This window comes from Pseudomonas sp. GW822-FHT03F08 (genome assembly GCF_058801265.1).
In genome coordinates this window covers 420,081-433,449 of record NZ_JBXANC010000005.1, presented here as the reverse complement: position 1 = coordinate 433,449, position 13,369 = coordinate 420,081, and the positions used below count along the sequence as shown (strand labels likewise).

Sequence of the window (13,369 nt, the reverse complement as noted above, 5' to 3'; positions counted from 1 at the left end):
TTACTCGGCGGTATGAGCGGCGATGGCGCAGGCGGGTTTGCCGGCAGCGTATTTAAGACTGGGATCGACCAGCGCATCGAAGCGTTTCAGCGCCTCGGAGCCGATCAAAAGCGGGTATTGGAACGCACTGCGGTCGGTCAGGTTCACTTCGATGCTGCGCATTGCCGTGCCCATGCAGATATCCAGCTCGATCACCGGGCGGGCGGTGTACTTCTTGCCTTCTTCCGGGTCGTAGTCGCCGGCGCGGCGCTTGATCTTGCTGACCCGGGCCAGCGGCCGTTCGATCGGGTGCGAATGCGCGGCGTCGATGGCCAGGTAGAAACGCACCCAGGACTCGCCGTTGCGTTTGAAGCGTTTGATGTCGCGAGCGCTCAGGGAGGCGGTTTTCGCCCCGGTGTCGAGTTTGGCCGCCACTTCCAGGTTGATCCCGTCGAGGGCGGCGTATTCGTTGAGGCCGTACACAGTCTTTTCCCCCGCCACAGCCAGGCTGGGCAGGCAAAACAGATAGAAAAAGGTGGGGAAGGGCTTGAGTCTCATAAATCCTGGCGAGCAGCGGTCCGTTCTCGGTTCAGGGCCACGGCGTCAGGAGATCCTGTCTGCGCGCGCCTTCGTGTGCCTATCAGCTTTTTATGACAAGCCGTGCAAGTGACCAGCAAATGCGGGCGGCATTCTAGCACGGTGGTTTTATGGCGCCAGCGCCCGAACGGGTCTATAACCCTTGGGGTTGATGCTGGGGGTTATTAGACGATTGTCGACAATATCCATTTATCCTTTGACTGATGAAGGCTGATTCGCTAGTTTTTGCCGCATTGGTTTTCAAGGTGTCGACAATATGCTGGATCAACTCGATCCCCCGGTCATCAGCGGCGACGATTCGGAAACCCTGTCCGAAAACGTCTTCCGACGTATCCAGGCCGCCATCGTCAAAGGCGAGATCGCCCCGGGCAGCAAGATCTCCGAGCCGGAACTGGCGCGCACCTACGGCATCAGTCGCGGGCCGCTGCGCGAGGCAATTCACCGGCTCGAAGGCCAGCGCCTGCTGGTGCGCGTGCCGCACGTCGGTGCGCGGGTGGTGTCGCTGAGCCACGCGGAACTGCTCGAACTCTACGAAATCCGCGAATCCCTCGAAGGCATGGCGTGCCGTCTGGCGGCCGAACGCATGAGTGTCGAAGAAATCGACGAACTGCGCCGGGTGCTGGAAACCCACGAACGCGATGCCGCGTTCCAGGCCGGCGTCGGCTACTACCAGCAGGAAGGCGATTTCGACTTTCATTACCGGATCATCCAGGGCAGCGGCAACCGCACCCTGACCCAGATGCTCTGCGGCGAGCTCTATCAACTGGTGCGCATGTACCGCATCCAGTTTTCCACCACGCCCAACCGCCCGCGCCAGGCCTTTGCCGAACACCACCGGATTCTCGATGCCATCGCCGACCGTGACGGCGAACTCGCGGAATTGTTGATGCGCCGCCACATCGGCGCCTCGAAACGCAACATCGCCCGTCATTACCAGGACGGCGCCGACAATAAGACAGCCACTGAACGAGGTGAGTCATGAGTTCCAACAAGAGCACTCCAGGCCAGCGTTTCCGCGATGCGGTCGCCAGCGAACATCCGCTGCAAGTGGTCGGCGCGATCAACGCCAACCACGCGCTGCTGGCCAAGCGCGCCGGCTTCAAGGCGATCTACCTGTCGGGTGGCGGGGTGGCCGCCGGCTCCCTCGGCGTGCCGGACCTGGGCATCACCGGCCTGGATGACGTGCTGACCGACGTGCGCCGCATCACCGATGTCTGCGACCTGCCGCTGCTGGTGGACGTGGACACTGGTTTCGGCGCCTCGGCGTTCAACGTGGCCCGTACCGTGAAGTCGATGATCAAGTTTGGCGCCGCGGCGATCCACATCGAAGACCAGGTCGGCGCCAAGCGCTGCGGCCACCGTCCGAACAAAGAGATCGTCACCCAGCAGGAAATGGTTGACCGCATCAAGGCTGCCGTCGATGCCCGCACCGACGACAGCTTCGTGATCATGGCCCGCACCGACGCGCTGGCCGTTGAAGGTCTGGAATCGGCACTGGATCGCGCCGCCGCGTGCATCGAGGCCGGCGCCGACATGATCTTCCCGGAAGCCATCGCGGAGCTGGAGATGTACAAGCTGTTCGCCAGCCGCGTGAAAGCGCCGATCCTGGCCAACATCACCGAGTTCGGCTCGACGCCGCTGTACACCACCGAGCAGTTGGCCGGTGCCGATGTGTCGCTGGTGCTGTACCCGCTGTCGGCGTTCCGCGCGATGAACAAGGCCGCGGAAAACGTCTACACCGCGATCCGCCGCGACGGCACCCAGCAGAATGTCATCGACACCATGCAGACTCGCATGGAGCTCTACGATCGCATCGATTACCACACCTTCGAGCAGAAGCTCGACGCGTTGTTTGCGGCGAAGAAGTAAGCCGCAACCGTACTCCCTAACAAATTCAAGATTGGAGACAACAATGGCCGAAGCAAAAGTACTCAGTGGCGCCGGGCTCCGGGGCCAGGTTGCCGGGCAAACCGCACTGTCCACCGTGGGCCAGGCCGGTGCCGGGCTGACCTATCGCGGCTACGACGTGCGCGAACTGGCGGCAGACGCACAATTTGAAGAAGTCGCGTACCTGCTGCTCTACGGAGAACTGCCGACCAAGGCACAACTCGCTGACTACCAGAGCAAACTGAGCAAGCTGCGCGACCTGCCGCAAGCGCTGAAAGAAGTGCTGGAACGCATCCCCGCCGACGCCCATCCGATGGACGTGATGCGCACCGGTTGCTCGTTCCTTGGCAACATCGAGCCGGAGAAGGATTTCTCCGAGCAACGCGACAAGACCGACCGCCTGCTGGCCGCGTTCCCGGCGATCATGTGCTACTGGTATCGCTTCAGCCACGACGGCAAACGCATCAACTGCGTGACGGACGAGCCGTCCATCGGCGGTCACTTCCTGCATCTGCTGCACGACAAGAAGCCGAGCGAGCTGCACGTCAAGGTGATGAACGTGTCGCTGATCCTCTACGCCGAACACGAGTTCAACGCTTCGACCTTCACCGCTCGGGTGTGCGCTTCGACCCTGTCCGACCTGTATTCCTGCGTCACGGCGGCCATCGGTTCGCTGCGCGGCCCGCTGCACGGCGGTGCCAACGAAGCGGCGATGGAAATGATCGAGCGCTTCTCGTCGCCGGAAGAGGCGATCAAAGGCACCCTCGGCATGCTCGAGCGCAAGGACAAGATCATGGGCTTCGGCCACGCGATCTATAAGGACAGCGATCCGCGCAACGAGGTGATCAAGGGCTGGTCGAAAAAACTCGCCGACGAAGTGGGCGACAAGGTGTTGTTCGCGGTCTCGGAAGCCATCGACAAGACCATGTGGGAACAGAAGAAACTGTTCCCCAACGCCGACTTCTACCATGCCTCGGCGTACCACTTCATGGGCATCCCGACCAAGCTGTTCACCCCGATCTTCGTCTGCTCGCGCCTGACCGGCTGGGCGGCGCACGTGTTCGAACAGCGCGCCAACAACCGCATCATCCGTCCGAGCGCCGAGTATGTCGGCGTCGAACAGCGCAAGTTCGTGCCGATCGAACAGCGCTGACCGGGGAGGGCGCCGGTACAGGCGCCCCCTCTTTGAAACTACCGTGACCGAGTCCTGACCGATGAACACAGAATTTCGCAAGAACCTGCCCGGCACGCCGCTGGACTTTTTCGACGTCCGTGCGGCTGTCGATGCGATCCAGCCCGGCAGCTACGACACCCTGCCGTACACCTCTCGCGTGCTGGCGGAAAACCTCGTGCGTCGCTGCGACCCGGCCACGCTCACCGATTCCCTGAAACAACTGATCGAGCGCAAACGCGACCTCGACTTCCCGTGGTTCCCGGCCCGCGTGGTTTGCCACGACATTCTCGGCCAGACCGCGCTGGTGGATCTGGCCGGCCTGCGCGACGCGATTGCCCAGCAGGGCGGCGACCCGGCGCAGGTCAATCCAGTGGTGCCGACGCAACTGATCGTCGACCACTCGCTGGCGGTGGAGGCGGGCGGTTTCGACAAGCAGGCGTTCGAGAAGAACCGCGCCATCGAAGACCGCCGCAACGAAGACCGTTTCCACTTCATCAACTGGACCAAGAAGGCGTTCAAGAACGTCGACGTGATCCCGCCGGGCAACGGCATCATGCACCAGATCAACCTGGAGAAAATGTCTCCGGTGATTCAGGTGCGTGACGGCGTGGCGTTCCCGGATACCTGCGTCGGCACCGACAGCCACACCCCGCATGTCGATGCGCTGGGCGTGATTGCCATTGGTGTCGGTGGTCTCGAAGCCGAGAGCGTGATGCTCGGCCGCGCGTCGTGGATGCGCCTGCCGGAAAGCGTCGGCGTCGAACTGACCGGCAAGCTGCAACCGGGCATCACCGCCACCGACATGGTGCTGGCGTTGACCGAGTACCTGCGCAAACAGAAAGTCGTGGGTGCGTGGCTGGAGTTCTTCGGCGAAGGCGCTTCCGCGTTGACTCTCGGCGACCGCGCGACCATCTCCAACATGGCCCCGGAATACGGCGCCACGGCGGCGATGTTCTACATCGACCAGCAGACCATCGACTACCTGAAACTCACTGGTCGCGAAGACCAGCAAGTGCAGCTCGTCGAGCAATACGCCAAGCAGATCGGTCTGTGGGCCGACAGCCTGAAAGGTGCGCAATACGAGCGCGGTTTGACCTTCGATCTGTCTTCGGTGGTGCGCAACATGGCCGGCCCGAGCAACCCGCACGCCCGCGTGGCGGTGTCGGATCTGGCGGCCAAAGGCATCTCCGGGAAATGGGAAGACGTGCCCGGCCAAATGCCCGACGGCGCGGTGATCATCGCTGCCATCACCAGTTGCACCAACACCAGCAACCCGCGCAACGTGATCGCCGCCGGCCTGCTGGCGCGCAATGCCAACAAGCTCGGCCTGACTCGCAAACCGTGGGTCAAGTCGTCGCTGGCGCCGGGCTCGAAAACCGTGGCGCTGTACCTCGATGAAGCAGGGCTGACCACAGAACTGGAGCAACTCGGTTTCGGCGTCGTCGCGTTTGCCTGCACCACTTGCAACGGCATGTCCGGCGCGCTGGATCCGGTGATTCAGCAAGAGATCATCGACCGTGATCTGTACGCCACCGCCGTGCTGTCCGGCAACCGCAACTTCGACGGCCGGATTCACCCGTATGCCAAGCAGGCGTTCCTCGCTTCGCCGCCGCTGGTGGTGGCTTACGCGATTGCCGGCACCATCCGTTTCGACATTGAAAAAGACGTGCTCGGCGTGGTCGACGGCAAGGAAATCCGACTGAAGGACATCTGGCCGAGCGACGAAGAAATCGATGCAGTGGTGAAATCCTCGGTCAAGCCGGAGCAGTTCCGTCAGGTCTACATTCCGATGTTCGCCATCCATGAAGACACCGGCCCGAAAGTCACGCCGCTGTACGACTGGCGCGAAATGAGCACCTACATCCGCCGTCCGCCGTACTGGGAAGGCGCGCTGGCCGGGGCACGTCCGCTCAAAGGCATGCGCCCGCTGGCGGTGTTGCCGGACAACATCACTACCGATCACCTGTCGCCGTCAAACGCGATCATGCTCGACAGCGCCGCCGGCGAATACCTGGCGAAGATGGGCCTGCCGGAAGAGGACTTCAACTCTTACGCGACCCACCGTGGCGACCACTTGACCGCGCAGCGCGCGACGTTTGCCAACCCGAAACTGTTCAACGAAATGGTCGTGGAAAACGGCAAGGTCAAGCAGGGTTCGCTGGCGCGTGTGGAGCCGGAAGGCAAAGTGATGCGCATGTGGGAAGCCATCGAAACCTACATGGAGCGCAAGCAGCCGCTGATCATCATCGCCGGCGCCGACTACGGCCAGGGTTCGTCCCGTGACTGGGCAGCCAAAGGCGTGCGTCTGGCGGGAGTGGAAGCGATTGCCGCCGAAGGTTTCGAGCGCATTCACCGCACCAACCTGGTGGGCATGGGCGTGTTGCCGCTGGAATTCAAACCCGGCACCGACCGCAAGACCCTGGGCATCGACGGCAGCGAAACCTACGACGTGATCGGCGACCGCAAGCCACGCGCTGACCTGACGCTGGTGATCCATCGCAAGAACGGCGAACGCGTCGAAGTGCCGGTGACCTGCCGCCTCGACACCGCCGAAGAAGTGTCGATCTACGAGGCCGGCGGCGTGCTGCAACGCTTCGCCCAGGACTTCCTCGAAGAGTCGGCGGTTGCCGTTTAAATCAGTCAGTGCGAGCGCGGGTCGGTTGACCCGCGTTTGCGGATAAGGAGCACCATGGCTCACGCAGCTAAGTTCGCACCGCAGATCAAAATCCCCGCCACCTACATGCGCGGCGGCACCAGCAAAGGCGTATTTTTCAGCCTCACCGACCTGCCTGAGGCGGCGCAGATTCCCGGCCCGACCCGCGATGCCCTGCTGCTGCGAGTGATCGGCAGCCCCGACCCCTACGACAAACAGATCGACGGCATGGGCGGCGCCACGTCCAGCACCAGCAAAACCGTGATCCTCTCGAAAAGCATCAAGGCCGATCACGACGTCGATTACCTGTTCGGTCAGGTGTCCATCGACAAGCCTTTCGTGGACTGGAGCGGCAACTGCGGCAACCTGTCGGCGGCGGTCGGTTCGTTCGCCATCAGCAACGGCCTGGTGGACGCCAGCCGCATTCCGCACAACGGCGTGGCGGTGGTTCGCGTGTGGCAGGCCAATATCGGCAAAACGATCATTGCCCACGTGCCGATCACCAATGGCGAAGTCCAGGAAACCGGTGATTTCGAACTCGACGGCGTGACCTTTCCGGCCGCCGAAGTGCAGGTCGAATTCATGGACCCGGCGGCGGAAGAAGAGGGCGGCGGTGGCTCGATGTTCCCCACCGGCAACCTGATCGATGAGCTGGAAGTGCCGGGTGTCGGTACGTTCAAGGCGACCATGATCAACGCGGGCATCCCGACGATCTTCGTCAACGCCGAAGACATCGGTTACACCGGCACCGAACTGCAGAGCGCGATCAACAGCGATCCGAAAGCGTTGCAGATGTTTGAGACCATTCGTGCCTACGGTGCGTTGCGCATGGGGCTGATTTCCAATCTGGATGAAGCGGCCAAGCGTCAGCACACGCCGAAAGTGGCCTTCGTCGCCAAACCTGCGGATTACGTGGCGTCCAGTGGCAAGGCGATAGCCGCCGGGGATGTGGATTTGTTGGTGCGGGCGTTGTCGATGGGCAAGCTGCACCACGCGATGATGGGAACGGCGGCAGTGGCGATTGGCACCGCCGCAGCGATCTCCGGCACCTTGGTAAACTTGGCGGCCGGTGGCGTAGAGCGCAATGCCGTGCGGTTCGGGCATCCGTCCGGGACGTTGCGTGTGGGGGCTGAGGCCAGCCTTGAAAACGGCGAATGGGTTGTGAAGAAAGCGATCATGAGCCGTAGTGCGCGGGTACTGATGGAAGGTTTCGTCCGCGTGCCTGGAGATTCGTTCTAACGCACAGTCGCTGAGAGCGAACCTGATCGCTCTCAGCGCTTTACGCATTTCAATAACAAGAAAAATTAGCCCTGAACCGAGGTCCCATCAACGAACCACTTTCAAGAGTGAATCGAACATGAGCGCCAACGTCGACCTGAACAACCGCCCCGACTACGACCGTGTCCTGCAGGACATCGCCGATTATGTCCTCACCTACAAGATCGAATCTGCCGAAGCCCTCGACACCGCCCGCAACTGCCTGATGGACACGCTGGGCTGCGGCCTGCTGGCTCTGCGTTTCCCCGAATGCACCAAACACCTTGGCCCCATCGTTGAAGGCACCGTCGTGCCGTTCGGCGCGCGAGTCCCCGGCACCTCCTATCGCCTCGACCCGGTAAAAGCCGCGTGGGACATCGGCTGCATCGTGCGCTGGCTGGATTACAACGACACCTGGCTTGCCGCCGAATGGGGGCATCCGTCGGACAACCTCGGCGGGATTCTTGCGGTGGCCGATCACTTGTCGCAAAAGCGTCTGGCCAATGGCGAGGCGCCGCTGACGGTGCGTGATGTGCTCGAAGCAATGATCATGGCCCACGAGATTCAGGGCGTGATCGCGCTGGAAAACTCCTTCAACCGTGTAGGCCTCGACCACGTGATTCTGGTGAAAGTGGCTTCAACGGCGGTTGTCGCCAAACTCATGGGCGCCAATCGCGAGCAACTGTTGTCGGCGTTGTCCCATGCGTTCGCCGACGGTCAGGCGTTGCGCACTTACCGCCATGCGCCGAATGCCGGTTCACGTAAATCCTGGGCGGCAGGGGATGCATCGAGCCGGGGCGTACGGCTGGCGGATATCGCGATGCGCGGCGAAATGGGCATTCCCGGCGTGTTGACGGCCAAACAGTGGGGTTTCTACGACGTGCTGTTCAGCCACACCAATAACGACCTGGCGCTCAAGTCTGAAGACAAACGCGCCTTCAGCTTCTCGCGACCCTTCGGCAGTTACGTAATGGAAAACGTGCTGTTCAAGATCAGCTTCCCCGCCGAATTCCACGCGCAAACTGCCTGCGAAGCCGCCGTGACCCTGCATCCGCAGGTGCGCAATCGTCTGCATGAAATCGATCGGATCGTCATCACCACCCACGAATCGGCGATCCGCATCATTTCCAAGGTCGGGCCGCTGGCCAATGCCGCCGACCGCGATCACTGCATCCAGTACATGACCGCCGTGCCGCTGGCGTTCGGCAATCTGGTGGCGGAGCAGTACGAAGACGATTTCCACGCGGCCCATCCGGTCATCGATGTGCTGCGCGAGAAAATGGTCATCGTCGAAGAGCCGCGTTTCACCCGCGAATACCTCGAAGCCGACAAGCGCTCGATTGCCAACGCGGTGCAGGTGTTTTTCAAGGACGGTTCCAGCACCGAAAACGTGGTGGTGGAATACCCGATCGGTCACCGTCGGCGCCGGGCCGAGGGCATTCCGTTGCTGGAGGACAAGTTCAGGGCGAACCTGGCTACGCGTTTCACCGGCCAGCGCAGCGCCGAGATCCTTGCGCTGTGCAAGGATCAGGCGCGGCTTGAGGCGACGCCGGTCAACCGTTTTGTCGACCTGTTCGTGATCTGAATCGCCGGGATGGTCGAGGGCTACAGACTGCCCTCGACGTCCTCCAGGCTGAACGTTTCGGTGTGGTCGTCGTAGGAGAAAATCTCCGCATAACGGCCCCAGGCAATCACGATTTCCAGGTTTTTCTCGACGAAGGCTTCGGTCAGCGAATCTTCCAGTTCCTGCTCGAAACGCACCCGTGGCGCCCGATGGCCGTTGCGTTCCAGCAATACCTGGCGGATGCGTGCGGCCAGCGGTATGTAGCGGATCAGATGTTCGGCAAACAGGGTCTTGCGTTCCTGGGTGCCGTAGTCCGCAAACAGTTTGCCGGCGTCGGTCAGGGTAATGTCGGCGCCCTTGAGTTCGGCGAAACCCAGGTATTCGAGCATCTCGGCCACCGGAAACAGGTCGTCCACTTCCAGCAAGCGCCGCTCGGCCACGGTGGGCAGGCCGGCGTGGCCGTTGTAGGGTTCGGCCGCGAGGGTTTCGATCAGGCCGGCCATCAGGTTGGTGGACACTTCCTGCAACGGGCTGCTGATCTTCAGCTCGGGTTTGCCGCTGCTGGCGTCGGCGCTGCGGCGGTCGGTCATCTGCGCGTAAATGTCATCGACCATCTGCCGGAAGGCCGGGTCCAGGCGATTGCGCGGGTGGGCGAAGGGCACCTTGATTTCCGCCACCAGCCGCCCGGGGTTGGACGACAGCACCATAATGCGGTCGCACATCAGCACCGCTTCTTCGATGTTGTGGGTCACGATCAGGATCGATTTGATCGGCAGTTGCTTGCCGCTCCAGAGGTCCAGCAGGTCGTTCCTCAGGGTTTCGGCGGTCAACACGTCCAGCGCCGAGAAGGGCTCGTCCATCAACAGCAGTGTCGGGTTGACCACCAGTCCGCGAGCGAAACCCACGCGCTGGCGCATGCCACCGGACAATTCGCGAGGGTAGGCGTTTTCGAAACCGTCCAGGCCGATCAGGTCGATGGCGGCCAAGGCACGCTTGCGCGCTTCTTTGCGTTCGACTTGCAGGGCTTGCAAGCCGGCTTCGACGTTTTCCAGCACGGTCAGCCACGGGAACAGCGCAAAGGTCTGGAACACCATGGCCACGCCTTCGGCCGGGCCGTCCAGCGGTTTGCCGTGATACAGGACTTCGCCGGACGAAGGCTCGATCAGGCCCGCGATGATCCGCAGCAGGGTCGATTTGCCCGAGCCGGAGCGGCCGAGCATGCCGACGATCTCGCCTTCGTGCAGGGCCAGGTCGACCCCGCTGAGCACTTGCAGCTCGTCCTTGCCCTTGCCAAACACCCGGTTGACGTTGGTGAGCGAGTAGATTTCGGGTGTGGCGCCAGCGTGTTCGGTAAAGGTATTCATCACATCGAATCCCGTCAGTTCAGGCGAAGTTTGTTTTCGGCCATGGCGTACATCGGCCGCCAGACCAAGCGATTGAAGGCCACGACAAAGAACGACATCACCACCACGCCGAGGGTGATTTTCGGGAAGTCACCGGCAGCCGTGGTTTGCGCGATGTAGGCGCCGAGGCCGTGGGCGACGACCTTGTCCTGCCCCCAGGACACGAATTCGGAGACGATGCTGGCGTTCCACGCACCGCCCGAGGCGGTGATGGCGCCGGTCACGTAATACGGGAAGATCCCCGGCAACATGACCTTGCGCCACCACAGCCAGCCGCGAATGCGGAAGTTGGCGGCGGCTTCCTTGAAATCATTGGGGAAGGCGCTGGCCCCGGCGATCACGTTGAACAGGATGTACCACTGGGTGCCGAGCACGATCAGCGGACTGAGCCAGATGTCCGGGTTCAACTGGTAACGCAGGATCACAATGACGAACACCGGGAACAGCAGGTTCGCCGGGAACGCCGCGAGGAACTGCGCCAGCGGCTGGATCTTTTCTGCCAATGCCGGTCGCAGGCCGATCATCACACCCAGCGGTACCCAGATCAGCGAGGCGATGAAGATCAACCCGGCCACTCGCAGCAGGGTAAACAACCCCATCAACAACACATGCCCGACCTCGGCCAACGTCACTTCGGTGCCGACGTACAGCGCGATGTGGTAGAGCGCATAGGCGGTCAGCAACCCGATAAACGAGCCCCAGATCCAGTCAATCGCCTTGGTGGTGGCGGGACTTTCCGAGGCCATGACCTTGCGCGCCGAACGCGGCAAGCTCAGGCGCATGTTGCCGAGCCGGCCGATGACGCGGGTGACGGGGCGCAAAATGCGCTGGATCAACCGGGTGCGCTGGATCAGATTCAGCACCCAGGACTCCGGCGCGGCGGTCTGCGATGCGGTGTTTTCCATGCGGAACTTGTCGGCCCACGCCACCAGCGGGCGGAACAGGAACTGGTCATAGATCAGGATGACCACGACCATCGTCAGGATGACGTAGCCCACCGCGTGCATGTCTTTTTGCGCGATGGCCATGGCCAGGAACGAACCGATCCCCGGCAGGGTGATGGTCTGGTCGCCGACGGTGATCGCTTCGGACGCCACCACGAAGAACCAGCCGCCGGACATGCTCATCATCATGTTCCAGACCAGTCCGGGCATGGCGAAGGGTACGTCGAGCTTCCAGAATTTCTGCCAGCCGGACAGTTGCAGGTTGGTCGATACCTCCACCAGATCCCGCGGCAGCATGCGCAGCGACTGGTAGAAGCTGAAGGTCATGTTCCATGCCTGGCTGGTGAAAATGGCAAAGATCGCGGCGAGTTCCGCGCCCAGCACCCGTCCCGGAAACAACAATAGAAAGAAAGTCACGGTGAAAGAGATGTAACCCAGCACGGGCACCGATTGCAGGATGTCCAGCACCGGCACCAGCAGCTTTTCGGCCCGACGGCTTTTTGCAGCCAAGGTGCCGTAGAGCAGGGTGAACACCAGTGCCGCGACCATCGCCGCGAGCATGCGCAGGGTGGTGCGCATGGCATATTCGGGCAGGTTGCTTGGGTCCAGGGACACCACTTCACTTTGCAGGGAGCCGATCGGGGCCCAGGTTTCCCGGGCACCGATGGAGAAAAACAGCAAAAAGCCGATCACCAGCGGCAGGGCGATCAAGTCCCAGCGATTGGGCAGCAGGCGCCGTGTCGTGGCCGGGATGTAGTGACGGAACACTTTATTCATAAGCAGTGAGTCCTGCAGCGTTCTGAATGGAGGCGCGGCTGTCTGAGCGTAGCTTCTGTCTGCATTGCGCACCCGGGAACGAGCGGGCGCTCATTCCATGACTTCAAGCAGGAAGTGGATGCTGCGGACCCGGTGAATTCACCGGGTCGAGAGGGTTGGCGTATCCGGTTTCGGGCCGGATACGCAACTTGCGCGGATTGTATATTTCGGAATGTTACAGGGGCGTAAAAAACACCGCCCGCGAGGACTTTGCGCTATTTCATTCAGCGTGCGTACAGGTTGAGGAGCCCGGGGGTTACTTGAACCGCCGCTCCACACCTTTTTCCACCAGGATCTTCGCCGAAATCTCTTCCACCGAAAAATGCGTGGAGTTGATGTGCGGGATGTTCTCGCGGCGGAACAGGTTCTCCACTTCGCGGACTTCGAATTCGCACTGGGCGTAGCTCGAATAGCGGCTGTTGGGCTTGCGCTCGTTGCGGATCGCGGTGAGGCGGTCCGGGTCGATGGTCAGGCCGAACAGCTTGTGCTGGTGGGCGCGCAGGGCAGCCGGCAGTTGCAGGCGTTCCATGTCGTCTTCGGTCAGCGGATAGTTGGCCGCGCGGATGCCGAACTGCATCGCCATGTACAGACACGTCGGCGTCTTACCACAACGCGACACGCCCACTAGTATCAGGTCGGCCTTGTCGTAATAGTGGGTGCGGGCGCCGTCGTCGTTGTCGAGGGCGAAGTTCACCGCCTCGATCCGCTCCATGTAATTGGAGTTATGACCGATCGAATGGGATTTGCCGACGGTGTAGGAAGAATGCTCGGTCAGTTCCTGCTCGAGCGGGGCGAGGAAGGTCGAGAAGATGTCGATCATGAAACCATTGGAGGTTGCGAGAATCTCACGAATGTCCTGATTGACGATGGTGTCGAAGATGATCGGCCGGAAACCGTCGGTTTCAGCGGCTTTGTCGATTTGTTGTACCATGGCCCGCGCTTTTTCCACGCTGTCGATGTAGGGCCGCGTGAATTTGCTGAAGGTAATGTTTTCGAACTGCGCCAGAAGGCTTTGACCCAGGGTTTCGGCGGTGATGCCGGTGCCATCGGAGATAAAGAAAGCAGATCGTTTCATTTGCACCTTGGGCCTTAAGC

At 61.6% G+C, this 13,369-nt stretch carries 10 protein-coding genes; 6 read left to right on the top strand and 4 right to left on the bottom strand.

Annotated features, from left to right (window positions below; genetic code table 11):
* A complete protein-coding gene (gene rloA, locus AC1RME_RS15370) occupies positions 1-537 on the bottom strand; it encodes a retropepsin-like aspartic peptidase RloA (protein WP_096822528.1) in 537 nt (178 codons plus the stop codon).
* A gap of 298 nt (positions 538-835) precedes the next feature.
* On the opposite strand from rloA, the gene AC1RME_RS15365 reads away from it, so the two are divergent.
* The 6 genes from AC1RME_RS15365 to prpD all read left to right on the top strand — a co-directional run bounded on the left by AC1RME_RS15365 (position 836) and on the right by prpD (position 9,132).
* Positions 836-1,558: a GntR family transcriptional regulator gene (locus AC1RME_RS15365; protein WP_169432611.1), complete on the top strand. Its 723-nt coding sequence runs from the start codon at positions 836-838 to the stop codon at positions 1,556-1,558.
* Positions 1,555-2,445 carry a methylisocitrate lyase gene (gene prpB, locus AC1RME_RS15360; protein WP_493091528.1) on the top strand — a complete coding sequence of 297 codons (891 nt, stop codon included), beginning with the start codon at positions 1,555-1,557 and terminating at the stop codon, positions 2,443-2,445. Before AC1RME_RS15365 ends, prpB begins: the two co-directional genes overlap by 4 nt.
* Before the next feature lie 43 nt (positions 2,446-2,488).
* A complete protein-coding gene (prpC, locus tag AC1RME_RS15355) occupies positions 2,489-3,616 on the top strand; it encodes a bifunctional 2-methylcitrate synthase/citrate synthase (RefSeq protein ID WP_096822527.1) in 1,128 nt (375 codons plus the stop codon).
* Positions 3,617-3,677: 61 nt separating this feature from the next.
* Positions 3,678-6,272: a Fe/S-dependent 2-methylisocitrate dehydratase AcnD gene (gene acnD, locus AC1RME_RS15350; RefSeq protein WP_096822526.1), complete on the top strand. Its 2,595-nt coding sequence runs from the start codon at positions 3,678-3,680 to the stop codon at positions 6,270-6,272.
* A 54-nt stretch (positions 6,273-6,326) separates the two neighbouring features.
* Positions 6,327-7,529, top strand: a complete 1,203-nt coding sequence (gene prpF / locus AC1RME_RS15345) for a 2-methylaconitate cis-trans isomerase PrpF (protein WP_096822525.1) — start codon at positions 6,327-6,329, stop codon at positions 7,527-7,529.
* Positions 7,530-7,647: 118 nt separating this feature from the next.
* Positions 7,648-9,132 carry a 2-methylcitrate dehydratase gene (prpD, locus tag AC1RME_RS15340; protein ID WP_096822524.1) on the top strand — a complete coding sequence of 495 codons (1,485 nt, stop codon included), beginning with the start codon at positions 7,648-7,650 and terminating at the stop codon, positions 9,130-9,132.
* A gap of 20 nt (positions 9,133-9,152) precedes the next feature.
* Here the strand turns inward: prpD and AC1RME_RS15335 are convergent, their stop codons facing one another.
* From AC1RME_RS15335 to ppsR, 3 genes are all read right to left on the bottom strand, one after another.
* Positions 9,153-10,475 carry an ABC transporter ATP-binding protein gene (locus tag AC1RME_RS15335; protein ID WP_096822523.1) on the bottom strand — a complete coding sequence of 441 codons (1,323 nt, stop codon included), beginning with the start codon at positions 10,473-10,475 and terminating at the stop codon, positions 9,153-9,155.
* A gap of 14 nt (positions 10,476-10,489) precedes the next feature.
* A complete protein-coding gene (locus AC1RME_RS15330; protein WP_096822522.1) occupies positions 10,490-12,235 on the bottom strand; it encodes an ABC transporter permease in 1,746 nt (581 codons plus the stop codon).
* A gap of 295 nt (positions 12,236-12,530) precedes the next feature.
* Positions 12,531-13,349 (bottom strand): posphoenolpyruvate synthetase regulatory kinase/phosphorylase PpsR, encoded by an 819-nt coding sequence (ppsR, locus tag AC1RME_RS15325; RefSeq protein ID WP_096822521.1) that lies wholly within the window; start codon positions 13,347-13,349, stop codon positions 12,531-12,533.
* Positions 13,350-13,369 lie beyond the last annotated feature (20 nt).